The sequence below is a fragment of the Amorphus sp. MBR-141 genome, from assembly GCF_053628695.1.
Window position 1 is genome coordinate 95,962 of the sequence record NZ_JBRJGW010000011.1, and the last position, 18,987, is coordinate 114,948.

Sequence of the window (18,987 nt, forward strand, 5' to 3'; positions counted from 1 at the left end):
CGAGGCCTGCATGGCGGAACCCCAGGACGTCCCGTTCGAGATCACGCCGCAGGTGCTGCTGAAGGCCTATGCCTGCGGGATCTTTCCGATGGCCGAATCCGCCGAGGATCCGGGCATCTACTGGATCGAGCCGGAGCGGCGCGGCATCCTGCCCCTCACCGACTTTCACGTTCCGCGCAGGCTGCAGCGGACGATCCGCCAGGACAAGTTCACCATCCGGATCGACACCGCCTTCGATGCGGTGATCGAGGGCTGCGCGGCCCCCGGCGAGAACCGGCGGCGCACCTGGATCAACGGGCGCATCCACCGGCTCTATTCCGATCTGCACCGGCTCGGCCATTGCCACAGCGTCGAGGCGTGGCAGGAGGGCGCGCTGGTGGGAGGCCTTTACGGGGTGCGCCTCGGCGGGGCGTTCTTCGGGGAAAGCATGTTCACCGGCGTCCGCGACGCCTCGAAGGTGGCGCTCGTCCACCTGGTCGCCCGGCTCCGTGCGGGCGGCTTCACCCTGCTCGACTCCCAGTTCCTCACCGATCATCTCGCCCGCTTCGGCGCGATCGAGGTCAACCGGCGCGTCTATCAGACGCAACTGGAGGCGGCGCTGGCGGAAACCGCAGACTTCTTCACCCTCGACCGCCAGGCCAGCGGCGCCGACGCGCTGTCAGTCCTCGACCTCTGACGCGTCGGGCTCCTGGTAGGTCTCGGTGGGAGGCCGCGGGCGCGGCAGCGGGAACCAGCCCTCGGGGCGGGTGATCAGGCCCATGGAGTCCTGCGCGTATTCCGAGGTGTCGAAGCCCTCGGGCGGCGGCACTTCGGAGGTCACCGTGCAGTCGGTCAGCCAGACGTCGTAGACGGCGTGGTCGACGGCGTTAAGGCCCGGGCTGGACGCCAGCATCCAGCCGGTGAAGATGCGCTGGATCTTGTTGTCGAGGGTGATTTCGTCGACCTCGACGAAGGCCGTCGTCTTCGGCTCCTCGCTGGGCGGCTGGGTGTGGCAGGCCCGCGGGGTGACGCGCAGCGCCCCGAACTGAACGGTCTCGCCGACATAGACGTCGAAGGAGATGATCCGGCCGGTGATCTTGTCGAGGCCGGAGAACCGCGCGACCGGGTTCTGGATCGGCTCGGCCCGCACTCCACTCGCGGCCATCGTCACCGCCAAGGCCAGGGCGGCTCCACCGACGATGTTCCGTACGCTCAACACCATGATGGAGGCAGACCTCTTGACTCGTTTCCAGACGGCCGCCACCGACCGTCGCATCTGAACGGGCAATTGCTTACCACTTGACCGGCAGGTGGAAAAGGCCGGTTGCGGCCGCAGCGTCCCGGCATGCCTCCGCCCGCTCTCCCCGCATCTCAGGCAGGCTTCGTGGCTTCGACCCTGAGCCGGACGTAGTCGGCCGTCCAGTTGCCCTCCTCGTCGCAGAGCGACGGCTTCAGGAGCGCCACCGCCTCGTCGAGCGCCGCGTCCCTGCCGTCGCCGCACGCGTCGAACAGCGGCGCCCGAAAAACCTCGATCCAGGCCCGCATCCCGGCCGGCACCGGAGTCGGCCGCGGAAAGCGGAGCACCCGGTCGACCCTGAAGCCGGCCCGCTCCAGCACCTTCGAATAGGCCGCTTCGGTCGGGAAATACCAGGGCTTGGCGAGCTCGGCGGCAAGGCCGCGGGCACGCGCGATCGACTGGAACGCGGTGACGATCGCGGCACAGTTGGCGAAGCCGCCGAACTCGGCGACGAAACGTCCGCCGGGCTTCAGCGCACGAAAGACGCCTTTCGCCACCGCATCGGCGTCCGGCATCCAGTGCAGCGCCGCGTTGGAGAACACCGCATCGAACTCCGGACCGAAATCGAGCGCCTCGCCATCGACGCGGTGCGCGTCGAGGCCCCGGCCCTTCGCCGCCGCGACCATGTCGGCGCTGGCATCGACGCCGACGACCGTGGCCCCGGAGGCGGCGATGTTGACGGTCAGCGCGCCATCGCCGCAGCCGAGGTCGAGGATCCGTTCACCCGGCTTCGGGGCCAGCCATTCGGCCACGCCCGCCCCCAGTGTCGCCACGAACCCCGCATCGCGCACGTAGCGCTCCGCCGACCATTCCTGCGCTTCCGCCATCCCGACCCGTCCTTCGAAAACCTCAACCTGCGCATGGTCTACAGGCTTCGGGCGTGCCGCGCGATCTCCCGCGCGACGATTCCCGACCTTGCCTTACAGTTGCAGCAGGCGCTCGGCGTTCTCGTAGGCGACCGCCTTGCGGACGCTCTCGTCGAGCGGCACGGTGTCGAGGAATTCACCCGCTTCTTCGGCCTCCTCGAACGGATAGTCGGCCGCGAACAGCACGCTCCGGCTGCCCAGCGCGCTGAGCGCACAGGTGAACGGCTCGGCCGACGACATGCCGGACGTCGTCACGATGATGTTGTCGCGGATGTAGTCGGACGGATTGCGCTGCAGCTCCACGCCGTAGAGCCTGGCACGGCTGTCGAGCCGCCACAGAAGGTAGGGCAGCGTCTCGCCGAGATGGCCGAGGCCGAGGCGGGCCTTCGGGAAGCGGTCGAACAGGCCGCCGAAGACAAGCCGCAGCGCGTGGCTGCCGGTCTCCAGCGTCCACTCCCACGTCGCGCGGCGCAGTGCCGGATACCCCTCCAGCGCGGAGAACATGGAGACAGGGTCGGCGGGGTGCAGATAGACGAGTGCGCCCGCCTCCTCCGCCGCCTCCCAGAACGGCGCGAACTCCGGCGCGTCGAGATAGCGGCCGTTGGTGTGGCCGTTGATCATGATGCCGGCGAACTTCAGCTCGCCCATGCAGCGGCGCACCTCGGCCGCCGCGGCCTGCGGATCCTGCAGGGCGATGTGGCCGAAGCCGGAATAGCGGTCCGGCCGCCTGGCGACGGCCGTGGCGAGAAAATCGTTCGCCTCGATCGCCTTGCGGGTGGCGACCGCGGTGTCCGGCTCCATCTGTACGCCCGGCCCCGCTGCCGACAGCACGGCGCGCTCGATACCGGCCGCGTCCATGGAGCCCAGGCGCGTCTCGCCGAAATCGTTCAGCTTCGCGTAGATCGCATTCCTCAGCTCGGCCGGAACGTTGGCGACGGTCGCGCCCCAGTATTCTTCCAGACCCGGTGCGAGGAAATGCTCCTCGAGCGCGATCTTCTTCATGTGGTGGCCCCTTCCCTGGCTGGCCCCGCGTGGCGGGTCCGCTTTCTCAGACTTCGAAGATTTGCTTGTCGGTCGCATGAAGGCATGCGCCCGGACCATCTGCCTCGATCATGTAGTTGTCGCAGATGACCGCAAAGAGCGTGTCGGTCTCGTAGCCCGGGTGGACCGCGAGGCACATTCCCTCCTCCACCGTCATCGTCTCGTCGGCGCGGATCAGCGGCCGCTCGACCATGTCGTAGCCCTGCCCGTGGGCGTAGAGGCGCGTCTCGGCCGGCAGGCCCCGGGCGGTCATGTAGCGGTCGTGGGCGGCCGCGACGTCGCGGGCCGGCGTCCCGGGCTTCAGCAGCGAGAGCGTGTGCTCCTGAGCCTCCCTGACATCTTCAAACGCATCGAGAAGCGTGTCGGACGCCTTGCCGAGCACGATGGTGCGGGCGATCTCGGTGTAGAACCCGCCGGGACCGTTCACCTCGATCAGCAGCGACAGGTGATCGCCGGCCGCGAGCGTGCGGCCCTGGAGATAGCGCGGCATGAAGGGCGAGCGGATGCCGACGGGCGCCGAGGCGCCGAGCTGGATGCCCTGCTCGCTGCCGAGCCGCTGGCCCTCGGCCTGGGCGAACGAGGTGACGTCGATGTCGCGCAGACCCGGCCGGATATGCTCCAACACGCGGGCGAAGACGGTGTCCTGCAGCGCGGCAGCACGGCGGATCAGGCCGATCTCCTCCGCGCTCTTGACCGCCTTGATGGCGTCGACGTCCGCCGTGGCGTCGACGATCTCGGCTTCCCCGGTGAAGGCGTCGTAGAGCGCCGTCACGAGGCCGGTCGGGAGCGCCCCCGGCCCGAGGAGACCGATCGATTTCACCCCGTGGCGCTTCAGGTCCGACACGACGAGATCGCCGTCGTAGGAATGGGTGTAGTCGATGGAGAAGAACGACGGCGTGGTCAGGATCGTGCCGACGCCGCGATGAAGATCGTCCTGTCCGCCGAGGTCGCGGCGGCCGTCGAACACGCCCATCTCCACCACGCTCATCGGGCCGTCGGCATAGAAGACGACGCTGCGCGGATAACCGTTGGTGGCGGGCACGTCGGTGAACCATTTCACGTATCCACCGAGCCAGTCGCTGGCGTTCTGCATCACCAGCGCGTCGATGCCCCGCGCCGCCATCGCAGCGCGCACGAGGCTCCAGCGCCGCTCCAGCTCAGCGGTCGAAATGCGGGTGGTGATGCGATCGGCGGGCGACATGGCGAGGCCTCTGGATCCGGGGGCGACGGGCGTCAATGGGAGATGAGGTTGCGCATCTCGCCCGGCCGGCCGGCGAGATAGAGCCGCATGTTGTCGACGATCAGCGGGAGCACGTAGGCCTCGTACTCGGTGAAGTAGCCACCGATGTGCGGGCAGACGACGACGTTGGGCATGTCCCAGAGCGGACTGTCGGCGGTAAGCGGCTCCCGTTCGTAGACGTCGAGCCCGGCCCCTGCGATGCCCTCCGTCACCAATGCCTCGATGAGGGCAGCCTCGTCGACGGTCTCGCCACGCCCGACGCTGATGAAGTGCGCCGACGGCTTCATCGCGGCGAACACCGAGCGATCGATGCGGTGCCGGTTCGCCGCACTGCCGGGCAGGACGCTGATCAGGTAGTCGGCCTGAGCCGCCGTCTCCAGCAGCGCGTCCCCGCCGACCACCCGATCGAACCCCTCGGCGGCGCGCGGCGTACCGCTGACACCGATCACCTGCATGCCGAAGGCGCGCAGGAGCTCCGCGATCGCCGAACTCGCCAGGCCGACGCCGACGATGGCGGCGGTCTTGCCGGCCAGCAGCGTCCACGGGTTGCGCTGCCAGACGTGGTCGATCTGGTTGCGGGCCAGCCGGCCGACCTGGTGGCTCTGGTTGAGCATCAGGAAGGCGACGGTCTCGCGCATGGCGGGGCCGTGAATGCCGCGCGCCGAGGTGAGCCGCGTTTCCTTGCGCAGGTGCGGCGAGTTCAGGAAATGGTCGACGCCGGTGGCCAGCGACTGGATCCAGGAAAGGCCGGTGGCGCGGCGCATGAGATCGTCGGTGATGGCGATGCCGAAGGCGACGAGCACATCGGCCTCGGCCGGGTCGATCGGAACGTCGGCCGCGGTCTTCGCGGCATGGAGAGTGATATCCGGGAAGGCCCGGCGGAGTTCGGCCACGTACATGTCGGCGTAGGTGTCGAGGATCAGCACGGATGGGGTCATCGCGGTGGTTCGCTCCGCTGGATCGGTGCCGGCACGCCGGTCGGTGGTGGAGCGCCGCGCGCGGCCCGCGGACCCAGCCGGGGCAGCACCACGACGGCTTCGCTCCCGGTCATGCTCAGCCGTAGAGCCGTGCCGGCAGCCAGAGGGCCAGTCCGGGGAACAGCATCAGCAGGACGATGAGGACGAGCGGGGCGATCAGGAACGGCAGGATGCCGCGGTAGATCGCCTTGATGTCGATGTCGCCGGCCTGGGCCTGGATGACGAACAGGTTCATGCCCACCGGCGGGTGGATGAGCCCGACCTCCACGACGATCACCACGATGATCGCGAACCACACCGGATCGTAGCCGTAGCCGACCACGAGGGGCAGGAAGACCGGCACGGTGATGAGGATCATGCCGATGCCTTCGAGGAAGCAGCCCATGACGATGTAGGCGAGGATGATGAGCAGCAGCAGCGCCGTGCCGGGCAGGTTCAGCGCATCCGCCCAGCCGGCCAGCATCGACGGCAGCTGGGTCTGGACGATGAAGTAGGAGAACAGGCTGGCGCCGATGATGATGGCGAACAGCACGCAGCTGACGACCACCGAATTCTCGATCGCCCGGCCGATGGTGGCGAGGCTGACGCGGCGGCCGACGATGCCCAGCACGATGGCGCCGAAGGCCCCGACGGCTGCGGCCTCGGTGGGGCTGAAGACGCCGGCGTAGATGCCGCCGATGGTGCCGGTGAACAGGAGCAGGAACTGCCATGGCTGCCTGAGCGCGGCGAACCGCTCGCGGGCGGTGACCTTCTGCGAGGCCGGCGCGCTCTGGGGCCGCAGGTGCGCCACCGCGATCGCCACCAGGATGTAGAGGCCCGTCAGCAGCAGGCCGGGGATGAGGGCCGCCGCAAACAGGCGCGGCACCGACTGCTCGGCGATGGCGGCATAGATGACCAGGATGATCGACGGCGGGATGAGGATGCCGAGGCTGCCGCCGGCGGCAAGCGAACCGGTGGACAGGCCGTCGTCGTAGCCGGCCTTGCGCAGCTCCGGCAGGGCGATGCGCGTCATCGTCGCGGCGGTGGCGACCGACGAGCCGCAGACGGCGCCGAAGCAAGCCGACGCCGCAAGCGTCGCGACTGCGAGACCGCCGCGCACGCCGGACAGCATGATCCGCGCGGCGCTGAACAGCTCGGCCGACAGCCGCGTGCCCGAGGCGACCTCGCCCATCAGCACGAACAGCGGGATGACCGAGAGATTGTAGGCGGACGCCATGTCGAACGGCGTGGTGCCGGCGATCGCCAACGCCGCCTGCGGACCCGACATGACGTAGCTTCCGAAGAAGCCGACGACCATCAGCACGACCCAGACGGGCACCCGCAGGAACAGGAAGACGAACAGGATGAGGACGCCGAAGGCGCCGATGGCGGGGGCGCTCACTCGGCTGTGCTCCGCGGATGGCTGTCCGGGTCGGGACCGACGACGAGGGCGGCGACGGCCGCCAGGATGACGCCGACCATGCCCGCCAGCGCCGCGATCCAGAGGAGATAGACCGGAAGGTCGAGATCGATCTTGCGGTCTCCGTATTCGTAGACCTGCCAGGCGGGGCCCGTCATCGCCCAGAACAGCAGGCAGAGCGCGGCGATGGAGACGACGTCGGCGAAGCGGGTCAGCAGCGCCACGAAGCCGCGCGACACGAAGCTGTCGATCAGGTCGATCGCGATGTTCTGGCGGCGGAAGAACACGCCCGCCATGCCGTGGAACACGAACACCACCAGCATCACCTCGACGATGTCGTAGGAGCCGCGGATGGGGCTGTTGAAGAGATAGCGCAGCGTGACGTCGGCCACCGTCACCAGCATCATGACGATGAGCGCCGTCGCCGCCAGCCTGAGCTGGGCGCGCTGCAGGCGCGCCACGGCGGCCACGAAGGCGGACCGCGGCGGCGCCGGCGAAGACGGTGAGGTGTTGGAACCGGACCCTGTCATGCTTCACGCCGCAGCTCGGGATCAAAGCGCCGGCGGCCGATCGGGCTCCGCCGGAGGATGGACACCCCGCGGGCGAGGCCGCGGGGTGTCCAGGAGCTTCGCAGCCCCCTACTTCGTGTAGGCGTCCAGGAACGCCGTGCCCGGCTTGCCGGCGTCGTCGACCGCCTTCACGGCGCCTTCGACCTGCGCCTCGGCAATGGCCTCGACCTTGGCGAGTTCGGCATCGGGCATCACGATCAGTTCGACGCCCTTGGCCTGCAGCTTTTCCTTGCCCTCGACCTCGGCCGCATCCCAGCTCGCGCCGTAGGCCTCGGCCGCATCCGGACCGGTCGACGCGTCGATCAGCGTCTTCAGATCGTCGGGCAGCCGGTCATAACTGTTGGGGTTCATGACGAGGGCGAACGTGGCCGAGGCCACGCCCGGCTGCAGCGCGTACTTCGCGACAGTGCCCAGATCGAAGCTGGACGCGCCCTCGAACGGGAAGGTCGCCGCGTCGATGATCCCCTTCGACATGGCATCGGTCGTCTCCGGCGGCGGCACCGGAAGCGGAACCGCGCCCAGCGCGTCGATCAGATCCTTGAACTGGACACCGGCGTAGCGGACCTTCAGGCCGCCGAAGTCGCCGACCGAGCGGATCGGCTCCTTGGAGAAGAACATCAGCCGCGGCGTCACCGCCATCCAGAGGATCTTCAGGCCCTGGTGCTCGTCGGCGAGATACTCCGGCGCGAGTTCGGTGAGGCGCCGCGACATCGCGGCGCTGGTCACCTCGCCCGAGGGCGCGACGAACGGAAGGCTCGCCAGCTCGGTGGTGGCGTAGCGGCCCGGCGTGGCGCCGTGCAGTGTGAAGGAGATGTCGCAGATGCCGTTGCGGGCGGCATCGAACTGGCGGTTCGCCCCGCCGCCCAGCTGGCCGGCCGGATAGATGGTCAGCTTCAGCTCGCCGTTCGACTTCTGGGCCAGCTCCTCGCCCCACGCCGTCAGCGCTTTCTGGACCGTGTGGTTCGGCGGCAGGAAATGGCAGGCCTTGAGCTCGGTGGCAGCGTGAGCCGGCACCGTCGGCGCGATCGTCGCGCCCGCCAGGCAGATCGCTCCGACGGCAAGTGCGGTCACAAATGGAATCCGATTGATCGGCACGGTTTCTCCTCCCCTTCGTCGGACGCCTTGGTGCGCCCGCTTTGTTGTCGCTGCGACTTTTTTCTATATCGCATTATGGAACAGGTGTACCACTTGATGGGCGACCCTGCAAGCGGGCGCCCGGCCGCCAGGCTCTGCCGGTGCGGGCGGCAGCATCCGCGCCGCGCGACGCGGCCGGAAAATCGGCCGGCCGGCATTGCCCGAAATTCGAGGAGATCGGCGTTACTGTGGGACGTGCTTGTACGATTCGCCGCAGGTCGACCTGGAAAGGCCCAATGACGTCAGCCCCCGGAACGGAAAAGAGTTCGGTTCAGGTCATCGCCCGCGCGGCCGCGATCCTGCGCGCCCTGGAGGAACAGCCACAGGGCCTGAGCCTCGGCCAGATCGCCCAGCGGGTCGACCTCGCCCGCTCGACCGTGCAGCGGATCGTCGGGGCGCTGGAATCGGAGAAGCTCGTCATCGCCGCATCACCCACGGGCCGGGTGCGCCTCGGCCCGCTGATCCTGCGGCTGGCGGATTCCGTGCGGACGGATTTCACAGCGATCATCCGGCCGTATCTGCTGCGGCTGTCGAGCGAGCTGCACGAAACGGTGGATCTGGCGGCGGTGAAGAAGGACCATCTGGTGTTCGTCGACCAGGTCGTTGGGCCCCAGCGCCTCAGGACCGTGTCGGCCGTGGGCGAAGCGTTTCCGCTCTACTGCACGGCCAACGGCAAGGCCTATCTGGCCACCCTGTCCGACGCGCAGGTGGTCGCGCTGATCGGCAAGACGATGGACGCGCGCACCGAGCATACGCTGACCGACGTGCGGGATCTGCTCGACGAGCTCGCGCGCGTTCGCCAGACCGGGGTCGCCTTCGACATGGAAGAACACGCGGTCGGCATCTGCGCAGCCGGCATCGCCTTTCGCGACACGCTGGGCAACGAGCTGGCGATCTCGGTGCCGGTGCCGACGCACCGCTTCCTCGTGTCCCAGACGTTTATCGCCGACAAGCTCGCCGAGACGAAACAGGCGCTCGAAGGCCACCTGTCGCTCGAGCCGGCGTGACCCGCGCCCCGGAGGCCGAGGACTGTTCGGTCAGCGGGCCCGCGCGTTCCGGCCTCCTCTGAGCGCCAGACTGGTTTCAGTAGCCGCACCGGGCATCTCCCTGCCCGTCAAAAGTGTCGAATGTCATTCTTTCGACGACGCACATCCGCGCATTCGGAGGTGCCGATTCACACCAAATTCAGACTCTCAGGGATAACAATACTGCGCATGGAAGCGGGGGCATCACATGCGTGTCCTGATGGTACTGCTCATACTTGTGGCAATTGACGGATCTATATCGTCCGACGCCGCCAGGCTATGCTGCAAAATCACGTCGCCATACAGCTTGAATGGAACATGGGTAGCGACCTCTTCTAAGAGAATATTTCAACGAAGCATAGAGTATCTGCAATTTAACAAACTAACTGTCACAAATGGCACCGTATACCTGGACATCAGTCACGATTACGACTGCTGGACATCCGCCCAATGCGATCGGTTCCAGCTCGGCGCCAACCGCGGGCGCGGCCACAGCGGCACATACGAAATCCATCATGACACGGTTGCCTTTCAGGCACTCGCGCAAAACGACCCCGACAGCAAGCATTACCCCTCGAACCAACTCACGCTATTCAAAAGACACCCAAAAATCGTTCAGCACGAAGATCATTTATATATCGATAGAACCGAATATATAAAAGTAAACAAAGACTATTTTAGCAGATACATCACAATGTACGCGATGCTAGCGGACCAAGACAGAAGCCACACCCTCTACCATGCAAATATAGAAAAAATATACCGCTGCATTATTCGACCGTACAACAAATATCCGGAAGAACCCGAAATCGTCACTTCATTTGCAAGCGTATACTATGGCCTCCTGAACGAAAATTTCAGAGTCTATGAGGCCGGAGCAATATACAATCGCGCAATTTCGTACATTTACGGAAACATATCCACCCTTCCAGAAAGTGACTACGTTGATCTAGCGACTTTTTCCATAAAGCGCGCCGATATAGACGCTGTAAAAGTATTCGTCTCCTGGTTTCAAAAACCTGAAACGAGCAAATCAAAATTACTAAGCGCCCTCGGCGAATGCGATATTTACAATAGCCCGGGCCTGCTTAACCTCTAAGCGCAGCCGAAAGGCTCCAAAGCCCCTATCGATCGGGTGGAAGCGCCTGATCAATAAGCAATGGCTGCAGATTCAAACCCTTGTGCAATTCCTTGTCGTTCAGATCGCTGCGATCTGAACGGGAAACGCTCTACAGCCGGCCCAGCGCTTCCTCGACCTTGACGCGGCGACTGTCGGCCTCCTCGCGGCGCTCGCGCTGCTCCTCCACCACCTCTTCCGGTGCCCGCTCGACAAAGGACGGGTTGGAGAGCTTGGCGTCGATCTTCTTGATCTCGCCGGCGAGCCGGTCGAGTTCCTTGCGGAGCCTCGACCGTTCGGCATCGAGATCCACCACGCCCGACAGCGGCAGGCAGACGGCGACGTCGCCCAGGATGACCTGAGCGGACTGCGGCGGCGGCGCATCCGCCTCGGAGATCGCCTCGACCCGGGCGAGCCGCTTGATCGCGGCCTCGTGGGTGGCGATCCAGCCGCGTTTCTGGTTGCTCGCCCCGACGAGCACGATCGGGATCTGCGCCCCCGCCGGCACGTTGACCTCGGCGCGGACCGACCGGATCTGGCTGATCAGATCGACAAGCCAGTTGATCTCGCGCGCCGCCGGGTTGTCGGCGACGGAGAGCTCCGGCCACGGCGTCAGCGCCAGAAGGTTCGCGCGGGTGATCCCGGCTTCCTCGGCCGTCCGGGCCCACAATTCCTCGGTCAGGAACGGCATGAACGGGTGCAGGAGCTTGACGATTTCGTCGATGACCCAGGCGGTGACGGCCTGCAGCTCGGTCTTCGCCGGTCCGTCCTTCCCCTGCAGGACCGGCTTGGAGAGCTCCAGGAACCAGTCGCAGAACGAATGCCAAGTGAAGGAGTAGACGGCGCCGGCCGCGTCGTTGAAGCGATAGGTCTCGATCGCCTCGGTGACGGCGGCCGCCGTGCGGGCCGTCTCCACGACGATCCACTGGGAGAGCGTCTCGCGCACCGAGGAAGGATCGAAGCCGGCGACCGGCTTGCAGCCGTTCATCTCGGCGAAGCGGGCGGCATTCCAGAGCTTGGTGGTGAAGTTGCGATAGCCCTGGACGCGGGCAGGCGCCAGCTTGATGTCGCGGCCCTGGGCCGCCATCGCGGCAAGCGTGAAGCGCAGCGCGTCGGCGCCGAACTCGTCGATGAGCTCGATCGGGTCGATCACGTTGCCCTTCGACTTCGACATCTTGGCGCCCTTCGCGTCGCGGACGAGGGCGTGGATGTAGACGGTGCTGAACGGCGCCTGCTCGGTGAAGTGCAGGCCCATCATCATCATCCGGGCGACCCAGAAGAAGATGATGTCGAAGCCGGTGACCAGCACGCTGGTCGGATAGTAGCGGGCGAGCTCAGGCGTCTTCTCCGGCCAGCCGAGCGTCGAGAACGGCCAAAGCCCGGACGAGAACCAGGTGTCGAGGACGTCCTCGTCGCGGTAGATGGCGACCGTGTCGGCGGACGGGCTTTCCCAGGCGGCGACGGCCTCAGCCTTGCCCATCACGGCCGCGGGGCGGCCGAACGCCTCGGCGGCGGCTTCCAGCGCCTCCGCCTCGGACTTGGCGACGAAGATGGCACCGTCTGGACCGTACCAGGCCGGGATCTGATGACCCCACCACAGCTGGCGCGAGACGCACCACGGCTGGATGTTCTCCATCCACTCGAAATAGACCTTCTCCCAGTTGCCCGGAACGAAGGTGGTGTCGCCGCGGCGCACCGCCTCGATCGCCGGCTTCGCCATGGTGGCGGCGTCGACGTACCACTGGTCGGTGAGGAACGGCTCGATCACCACGCCCGACCGGTCGCCGTGCGGGACCGTGTGGACGTGCGGCTCGATCTCGGCGACCAGGTCGCGCGCCTCCATCAGCGCCACGACCGCCTCGCGCGCCTGGAACCGGTCGGTGCCGTCCAGCGCCATGACGTCGGAGAAGTCCGCGTCGTCGCCGACGCCGTCGAGGAAGGCGTCGTTGTCGCGCAGCGCGATGCGCGCTTCCTCGTCGAGGATGTTGATCATCCGCAGCGCGTGACGGCGGCCGACCTCGAAGTCGTTGAAGTCGTGCGCGGGCGTGATCTTCACCGCACCGGACCCCGTCTCCGGATCCGCGTAGTCGTCGGCGACGATCGGAATGCGACGGCCGACGAGCGGCAGCACCACGTGCTTGCCGATCAGGCCGGCGTAGCGCGGGTCGTCGGGATGAACCGCCACCGCCGTATCGCCGAGCATCGTCTCCGGTCGCGTCGTGGCCACGACGATGTAGTCGCGGGTCTCGAATTCGGTCGGCTCGCCGCTCTCCTCGTCCCAGGCGATAGGTGCCTCGTAGGTCTCGCCGCCCTCGATCGGGTAGCGGAAGTGCCAGAGGCTGCCCTTCACCTCGACCTGCTGGACCTCCAGGTCGGAGATCGCGGTCAGGAAGCGCGGATCCCAGTTGACCAGCCGCTTGTCGCGATAGATCAGCCCGTCGCGGTGGAGCGCGACGAACACCTCCAGCACGGCGGCCGACAGGCCCTCGTCCATGGTGAAGCGCTCGCGCGACCAGTCGCAGGAGGCGCCGAGCCGATGCAGCTGGTTCTGGATGGTGCCGCCGGATTCGGCCTTCCACGCCCAGATGCGCTCGACGAACGCCTCGCGGCCGAGCGCGCGCCGGTCGGGCTCCTGGCGCTCGGCGAGCTGGCGCTCGACCACCATCTGGGTGGCGATGCCGGCGTGGTCGGTGCCGGGCTGCCAGAGCACGTCGCGGCCGCGCATGCGCTCGAACCGGACGAGAACGTCCTGGAGCGTGTTGTTGAGCGCGTGGCCCATGTGCAGCGAGCCGGTGACGTTGGGCGGCGGGATCACGATGGTGAACGGCTCGGCGCCCTCGCGCGCGCCGGCACCCGCCCGAAAGGCGCCCGCCTCGTCCCACAAATTGGCAATGCGCGGTTCTGCGGCCGCGGCGTCAAAGGTCTTGTCGAGCATGGAATGCGGATCCGGGGTGGCCGTTGGGGGCGAACGATCGGTTCGTAAAGCCCAATCGGACGGGCGCCGTCAACATCGGCGCGGTTTCAACAGGGTAGCAGGCCGGGAAGCAGTGCACCACGGCGGAGCCCAATCGGCAGGCTCGCGGGCAGGTGCGGCACCGTCGCCCGGGGATGGGCATTTCGCCGCTGGCCGGGGCAAAGGGCCTCCTCCGCCCGTCACGCAACGGAGCGCAGGGACCAGACCGCCTCAGCGCCGGCGCGAGACGCGGACGATTTCCTGCTGCACCATCCGCTCGACGATCGGCGGCAGGTTCTGATCCAGCCACGCGCGGAGCATCGGGCGGAGGCAGTCCTGCACCACCTCCTCCAGGCCGCGGGATGCCGGCGCATCGACCGACCGCGCCAGAGCGTCGAAGGAGGACCCGACGGTCTCCCCGCTCCGCTCGGACAGAAGACGGTGGATCTCCTCCGCGTCCGGGACGAACGGTTCGGCCGCCCCATGCGTCTCCCAGGTCTCCGAAAAGTCGAAGTCCTGGTTGGCAGGCCGTGAAAACGGTTCGAAGCTGTGGCTGTCTGTCGATCGCGTCTGGGGCGCGCCGCCCCAGCGGTCCGGGGTCTCGGCCGGCGACGGCGCGTCGTACCCCGCCGCGTCGTCCTCGAACGTGTCCTCTTCGAGCGCCGCCGAGAACGCCGCCATGTCCGGCGCAGCCCACGCTCCGTAGGCGTCGTCGGAGGCATAGGCATCGTCGGCCGGGAACGCCTCGCGGATGCTCTGCTCGATCAGGTCGGGAAGCGTGGACGGATCCAGGCCCGCAAAGTCGTCCTGCGGCGCCATCTCCTGTTCGAACGCATCGGCGAAGCCGTAGTCCGGCGCCTGGGCCTGGGCGTGCGCGGCCGGCTGGTCGTCATCGGAAATGATCCGGCGGATCGAGGCGAGAAGCTCTTCCATCGACGGATCGTATTTCGGCTGGGCCGTCGCCATCGTTCTCCCCGAACCCCCTGCCTCGGACGCAACCGGACCGGTCCGTCACGAATCACATCGTGTTAACCATGATAGCAGCCGGCACCGGCGCCACGAACGCGTATCCGCGAAAATTGAGGGAGCGGGACGGGATGGGACGTGGGGAACGGCGCAGAAATGACGCGCCGCACCGGCCAGGAAGCGGGCCTCGGAGCGGACACGCGGGGGCGACCCGCGCGCCGTCGCCGATCGATCAGCGGCCGTCCGGCGTCCGCATGCCGATCCACTTGTCCTTGACCGCCTGATAGTGCTGCTGCGGCTGATAGCGTGCAACGCGCAGGTCGAGCATATCGACGCCAAGCTGGCCGGTTGCCGACAGCAGCGAATAGGCGGCGACGACCTTGTTGCGTTCGGCCTGGACGAGCGTCACCTGGGCGTCGACGAGGTCGCGCTGGGAATCGAGGACGTCGAGGGTCGTGCGCTGGCCGACCTTCTGCTCCTCGATCACCCCCTGGAGGGCCAGCTGCTGGGCGAACACGCCGGTGCGGGCCGCCTGGATCGAGGCGACCGAGGCCTGATAGTCGGCCCATGCCTGCACCACGGCCTGACGGACCTGGTCGCGCAGGATGTCGACCTGGATCCGGGCGTAGCCGAGATCTTCCTTCGCCTGCCGCACCTGCGCCGAGACCCGGCCGCCCTGGTAGATCGGAATGTTGACGTTCAGGGTGACCTGCGCGGAGTCGGCATAGTCGGCGCTGCCGTTGTCGTAGGTCCGGCCCACCGAGCCGTTGAGCGACACATCGGGGAGGAACTGCCCCTCGAGCGTCTTCACGTTGAACTGCGCCACGTCGACGTTGTGGATCGCCGACTGGACGGCCGGATGGTTGTCCTGGCCGATGGCGAGGGCGCGATCGAGCGACGGCGGCAGCTTCGCAGCGAGGTTCAGGTTGTCGACGAGGTTGCGGGCATCGAGCCCGGTCACCTGCCGGAACGTCGCCTTGCTGGACGCCAGGTTCGCCTCGGCAAAGTTGAGATCCGACTGCGCCTGCGCATAGCGCGCTTCGGACTGGCTGACGTCGGTCCGGGTGCCCTCACCCACGTCCAGCCGGTCGTTCGACGCCTTCACCTGCTCGTTCAGGAAGGTGACGTCGCTCTTGCGCAGGCCGACGATCGAGGTGTTCTGGATGACGTCCTCGAACGAGGTTGCCGCGTCGAGCAGCACCGATTGCTCTGAGTTCCGCAGGAGCTCGCGCTGCGCGCGGACAGCCGCCTCGGCCTGCAGCACCGAGTTCTTGGTCTGGAAGCCCTGGAAAATCGGCTGGGTGAAGTTGAGGCTCATCCCGATCGGGTTGTTTGTACCGCTTGTGTTGAACTTCTGGTTCGACAGCGATGAATAGGCGCCGTGCAATCCCGTGTACTGGGAGGACGCGGAAAACGAGCCGTAGACCTGCGGGCGAATGCCCGACTTCGCGATCGGCACGCCCTCGTCGATCGAACGAAGCTGCGCCCGCGCCTGATTGAGAGACGGGTTGTTCGAATAGGCAGACGAAAGCGAATCCTTCATCGTCTGGGCGGCGGCGGGCGCCGCACCCAGAAGACTGACCAACGCAACAATTGCCACCGGGGCGAAAATCCCCGTGCTTTTGGACGATCCTGTACGCAACAAAGCCCCCTTTGCAGCGGCGACGGTGGCCCCGCTGGAAATGGTATTAACGGACCATTAACAAAGGTGTAGCCGCGATTTTTCCGAACGAAAATCCGCTAGTCGACGGATCGGGACATTCGCCGGGCCGATGCGGCAATTCGGCAACAGCCCGGACGCGGCGGCGTCTCGGAAAAAGGTGCGGAAATCCTAGGGATTTCGCGCCTCAGAAGACGAATTCCTTCGGCTTCTCAAAGCCGGGGAGAATCGGGGCCGCGGCATTGAAAGCCGGCCAGCTGCCGACGGTGTCGCCGCTGCGGCGATAGACGCAGGCCATCGCGGAAAGGCCGCGGCCGTTGACGACGACGAGGCGTCCGCCGTCCTTCAACTGCCCGGTCAGCGTATCGATCGGCGTCTCCACCGCGCCGTCGACGACGATCACGTCATAAGGCGCCTCCGGCGCCCAGCCGGCCTCCAGCGGGCCGACCACGACGGCCGCGTTCTCGATGCCGAGCTGCGCCAGTTTGTCGCTCGCCTGGTTGCCCAGATCCTCGTCGCATTCCAGCCCGACGACGGAGTCGGCAAGCTGGCCAACGACCGCACACGGATAGCCGGTGCCGGCACCGACGACGAGAACCACGTCCGTGTGCTCGATTTCGGCCTTCTGCAGCATCTTGGCGAAGACCGCGGGCCGGGTCAGAAACCGTCCGAGCTTGCCCGGCTCCTGGTCCACCAGCGCCACCGGCTCATCGAGATAGGCCAGCGGCCGCCGGCTCATCGGCAGGAACACCTCGCGCGGAATGTGCCCCATCGCATCCTGGATGCGACGATCCGTGATGTCGAAGGTCCGCAGCTGGTGCTCGACCATCCGGCTGCGAAGGGTGGCGAAATCGACCATGATCATCGTCCCGGCTCGTGAAGCGTCGTCCAATGCCTTAGCGGCGCAGCCCTGCCGAGGCAAGCATCCCACCTGGACGCATTCGCCCCTCCGCCGCGGCAGACGCGAAAGGCGAAATCAGCCGGGTGCACCGACGGTCCAGCGACGCTCCTTGAGGTCGAGACCGCACAACCCATCCGTGATCCCTTTCCGCTCGGCGTAATCCGTGACGCGGGCGAGATAGTCGGGCTCGAACGGTGCGGTCAGGCCCCAGTCGTTCGGCCAGAACGTCGCCATCCCGTTGACGGTCGGCAGCTTGACGTAGGCGGCGATCATCATTGCATCCACGCCATGGGCGTAAAAGCGATCGACCGCATCGTCCCCGGTCGGACCGATCCGCGGATCGAACACGTAGAAGCTCCGGCAGGCCTCCGGCGGCCGGCCGACGGCCTCCAGCAGCGCCTGCTCCGCGTGCCGGTCGAGCCGGAACGAACTCTCGTCGTGGCCCTGCTCGGCCAGGATGAACAGCGCCACCACCGCAACCGCAACGGCAGGTGCCCGGCCCCGGCGTGCGAACAGATCCATGGCGCACGCGGTGACCAGGGCGACCACCGGCACGATGAAGAGGAGGAAACGCACCGGCAGCCGGATCGCGGAAGCGCCCGGAACCGCCACGAACACCGGCTGGAAGAGCGCGACCGGCCCGACGTGGAAGGCGAACAGGCCAAGCACGACGGCGCCGAGGCCGAGCGCGCAGGCGAAGGTCACCCGGTCGACGTCGCTGGCCGGCCGGTTACCCGCGAGCCTGCGGTGGCGACGGACCAGCGACACAAGCCACACCAGAGAGACGGCGAAGGCGACGAGAAACACCGGCGACAGCCCGTAGGGATCGTTTGGGTTTCCGGAGAACAGGCCCATAAGCGGCGGCATCAGCCACCCCCAGATCCAGTTCGACCCGCCGACGTTGAAGAGCTCCACGAAGGTGCGCGTGCCGGACTTCATGCTGGAGACGCTGTGCCCCCCGTGACCGGACTGGCTGTAGAGCGCGAAGACTGCCACTGCCGCCACGGCAAGCCCCACCGCCAGCACGATCAGCGCTGGCTGCGGCCGTCGCACCGCGGCCCAGGCCCGTGCGCGCAACGGCACGTCGAGCAGGATCGCCACCGCGAGCACGACCACCATGAACAGCGTGAACGCGAACAGCGAATAGAACGACGTCATCGCCCAGACGTAGAACAACGCGATGATCGCCAGCGCCTGCAGGACCGGTCCGGCGCCGGACGGCGACCGGCCGCCTGATCGGGTCAGCGCGAGGAAAAGCGGCCACACGAGCAGGATCCCGACCGGAAAGAAGGCCGCGTAGAGAAGCTGCGCATGCATGGCCCGGATGGCCAGCGAATTGGCCACAAGCCCGACCATCGCCGCAAACACCGCCAGCACGATCGACACCCCGAGCAGCCGGCGCGCGACGAGATAGCTGGCCACGAAGCCAATTCCGCAGACGACCGCGTTGGTGATCTCGAGGCTCACGAACGGATCGAAACCGAGCGAACGCGGGAGCGCGTAGACGAGCCCGCCGAACAACAGACCGTCGCCGTAGCTCAGGGTGTACGGATACGGATAGAAGTGGTTCGGTGAGAGCGGCGCGTTCAGGCCGAGAAGGACGCCGTACCAGTGTTCCAGCACCGCGACGAAGATGCGCCCGTCGAAGACGTCGCCGCTCACCCTCGGCAGTCCTTCCTGGAGCGCCGGGCCGTACAGAACGGCCAGCCCGGCGGCGAGGGCGACAGCAACGACAACGGCCTCGAAGGGGCGAAAACGCATGGGTGAGGGAATCACTCTGACAGGGGTCTCGAAGCTTCGGCGCGCCTATTAGGCGTGGCCCGACCGGTCAATCAAGCAGGCCTGCCAACTGCCATGCGTGAA

16 protein-coding genes are annotated in these 18,987 nt (G+C 66.9%); 3 read left to right on the forward strand and 13 right to left on the reverse strand.

The window, feature by feature from the left end; all coding sequences use genetic code 11:
- Nucleotides 1-10 precede the first annotated feature (10 nt).
- The gene (aat, locus tag ACSSVZ_RS15820; protein WP_453971555.1) at nt 11-676 is read left to right on the forward strand and encodes a leucyl/phenylalanyl-tRNA--protein transferase; all 666 of its coding nucleotides are present in this window, start codon (nt 11-13) and stop codon (nt 674-676) included.
- Here aat and ACSSVZ_RS15825 read toward each other — a convergent pair.
- From ACSSVZ_RS15825 to ACSSVZ_RS15860, 8 genes are all read right to left on the reverse strand, one after another.
- Nucleotides 659-1,144 (reverse strand): DUF2155 domain-containing protein, encoded by a 486-nt coding sequence (locus ACSSVZ_RS15825; RefSeq protein ID WP_453971557.1) that lies wholly within the window; start codon nt 1,142-1,144, stop codon nt 659-661. The genes aat and ACSSVZ_RS15825 overlap by 18 nt on opposite strands.
- A gap of 206 nt (nt 1,145-1,350) precedes the next feature.
- Complete coding sequence (locus ACSSVZ_RS15830; RefSeq protein ID WP_453971559.1) at nt 1,351-2,103, reverse strand: class I SAM-dependent methyltransferase; 753 nt, start codon at nt 2,101-2,103, stop codon at nt 1,351-1,353.
- A 93-nt stretch (nt 2,104-2,196) separates the two neighbouring features.
- Entirely contained in the window at nt 2,197-3,144 is a 948-nt protein-coding gene (locus ACSSVZ_RS15835; protein ID WP_453971560.1) for an amidohydrolase family protein, read from the reverse strand.
- 46 nt (nt 3,145-3,190) lie between these two features.
- Nucleotides 3,191-4,384: a M24 family metallopeptidase gene (locus ACSSVZ_RS15840; RefSeq protein WP_453971562.1), complete on the reverse strand. Its 1,194-nt coding sequence runs from the start codon at nt 4,382-4,384 to the stop codon at nt 3,191-3,193.
- A 32-nt stretch (nt 4,385-4,416) separates the two neighbouring features.
- On the reverse strand, nt 4,417-5,361 hold the full coding sequence (locus tag ACSSVZ_RS15845) for a D-2-hydroxyacid dehydrogenase (protein WP_453971564.1): 945 nt from the start codon (nt 5,359-5,361) through the stop codon (nt 4,417-4,419).
- 115 nt (nt 5,362-5,476) lie between these two features.
- On the reverse strand, nt 5,477-6,781 hold the full coding sequence (locus tag ACSSVZ_RS15850; protein WP_453971566.1) for a TRAP transporter large permease: 1,305 nt from the start codon (nt 6,779-6,781) through the stop codon (nt 5,477-5,479).
- The gene (locus tag ACSSVZ_RS15855) at nt 6,778-7,329 is read right to left on the reverse strand and encodes a TRAP transporter small permease (RefSeq protein ID WP_453971568.1); all 552 of its coding nucleotides are present in this window, start codon (nt 7,327-7,329) and stop codon (nt 6,778-6,780) included. The genes ACSSVZ_RS15850 and ACSSVZ_RS15855 overlap by 4 nt, the downstream gene beginning before the upstream one ends.
- Before the next feature lie 108 nt (nt 7,330-7,437).
- Nucleotides 7,438-8,439 carry a TRAP transporter substrate-binding protein gene (locus tag ACSSVZ_RS15860; RefSeq protein WP_453971570.1) on the reverse strand — a complete coding sequence of 334 codons (1,002 nt, stop codon included), beginning with the start codon at nt 8,437-8,439 and terminating at the stop codon, nt 7,438-7,440.
- A gap of 299 nt (nt 8,440-8,738) precedes the next feature.
- On the opposite strand from ACSSVZ_RS15860, the gene ACSSVZ_RS15865 reads away from it, so the two are divergent.
- Nucleotides 8,739-9,509, forward strand: coding sequence for an IclR family transcriptional regulator (locus ACSSVZ_RS15865; RefSeq protein WP_453971572.1), 771 nt, complete (start codon nt 8,739-8,741; stop codon nt 9,507-9,509).
- A gap of 226 nt (nt 9,510-9,735) precedes the next feature.
- Nucleotides 9,736-10,626, forward strand: coding sequence for a hypothetical protein (locus ACSSVZ_RS15870; RefSeq protein ID WP_453971573.1), 891 nt, complete (start codon nt 9,736-9,738; stop codon nt 10,624-10,626).
- Nucleotides 10,627-10,756: 130 nt separating this feature from the next.
- On the opposite strand, the gene ACSSVZ_RS15875 is transcribed toward ACSSVZ_RS15870, so the two are convergent.
- The 5 genes from ACSSVZ_RS15875 to ACSSVZ_RS15895 all read right to left on the reverse strand — a co-directional run bounded on the left by ACSSVZ_RS15875 (nt 10,757) and on the right by ACSSVZ_RS15895 (nt 18,885).
- Entirely contained in the window at nt 10,757-13,579 is a 2,823-nt protein-coding gene (locus ACSSVZ_RS15875; protein WP_453971575.1) for a valine--tRNA ligase, read from the reverse strand.
- 249 nt (nt 13,580-13,828) lie between these two features.
- The gene (locus tag ACSSVZ_RS15880) at nt 13,829-14,563 is read right to left on the reverse strand and encodes a PopZ family protein (RefSeq protein ID WP_453971577.1); all 735 of its coding nucleotides are present in this window, start codon (nt 14,561-14,563) and stop codon (nt 13,829-13,831) included.
- A gap of 232 nt (nt 14,564-14,795) precedes the next feature.
- The gene (locus tag ACSSVZ_RS15885; protein ID WP_453971579.1) at nt 14,796-16,163 is read right to left on the reverse strand and encodes a TolC family outer membrane protein; all 1,368 of its coding nucleotides are present in this window, start codon (nt 16,161-16,163) and stop codon (nt 14,796-14,798) included.
- Nucleotides 16,164-16,410: 247 nt separating this feature from the next.
- Nucleotides 16,411-17,088, reverse strand: a complete 678-nt coding sequence (locus ACSSVZ_RS15890) for a protein-L-isoaspartate O-methyltransferase family protein (RefSeq protein WP_453971580.1) — start codon at nt 17,086-17,088, stop codon at nt 16,411-16,413.
- Nucleotides 17,089-17,199: 111 nt separating this feature from the next.
- Nucleotides 17,200-18,885: a hypothetical protein gene (locus ACSSVZ_RS15895; protein WP_453971581.1), complete on the reverse strand. Its 1,686-nt coding sequence runs from the start codon at nt 18,883-18,885 to the stop codon at nt 17,200-17,202.
- Nucleotides 18,886-18,987: the final 102 nt, after the last annotated feature.

Coding starts and splice junctions, on each gene's coding strand:
- aat (WP_453971555.1), top strand. CDS start 11: ATGGCGGAACCCCAGGACGTCCCGTTCGAGATCACGCCGCAGGTGCTG.
- ACSSVZ_RS15825 (WP_453971557.1), bottom strand. CDS start 1,144: ATGGCCGCGAGTGGAGTGCGGGCCGAGCCGATCCAGAACCCGGTCGCG.
- ACSSVZ_RS15830 (WP_453971559.1), bottom strand. CDS start 2,103: ATGGCGGAAGCGCAGGAATGGTCGGCGGAGCGCTACGTGCGCGATGCG.
- ACSSVZ_RS15835 (WP_453971560.1), bottom strand. CDS start 3,144: ATGAAGAAGATCGCGCTCGAGGAGCATTTCCTCGCACCGGGTCTGGAA.
- ACSSVZ_RS15840 (WP_453971562.1), bottom strand. CDS start 4,384: ATGTCGCCCGCCGATCGCATCACCACCCGCATTTCGACCGCTGAGCTG.
- ACSSVZ_RS15845 (WP_453971564.1), bottom strand. CDS start 5,361: ATGACCCCATCCGTGCTGATCCTCGACACCTACGCCGACATGTACGTG.
- ACSSVZ_RS15855 (WP_453971568.1), bottom strand. CDS start 7,329: ATGACAGGGTCCGGTTCCAACACCTCACCGTCTTCGCCGGCGCCGCCG.
- ACSSVZ_RS15865 (WP_453971572.1), top strand. CDS start 8,739: ATGACGTCAGCCCCCGGAACGGAAAAGAGTTCGGTTCAGGTCATCGCC.
- ACSSVZ_RS15870 (WP_453971573.1), top strand. CDS start 9,736: ATGCGTGTCCTGATGGTACTGCTCATACTTGTGGCAATTGACGGATCT.
- ACSSVZ_RS15875 (WP_453971575.1), bottom strand. CDS start 13,579: ATGCTCGACAAGACCTTTGACGCCGCGGCCGCAGAACCGCGCATTGCC.
- ACSSVZ_RS15880 (WP_453971577.1), bottom strand. CDS start 14,563: ATGGCGACGGCCCAGCCGAAATACGATCCGTCGATGGAAGAGCTTCTC.
- ACSSVZ_RS15890 (WP_453971580.1), bottom strand. CDS start 17,088: ATGATCATGGTCGATTTCGCCACCCTTCGCAGCCGGATGGTCGAGCAC.
- ACSSVZ_RS15895 (WP_453971581.1), bottom strand. CDS start 18,885: ATGCGTTTTCGCCCCTTCGAGGCCGTTGTCGTTGCTGTCGCCCTCGCC.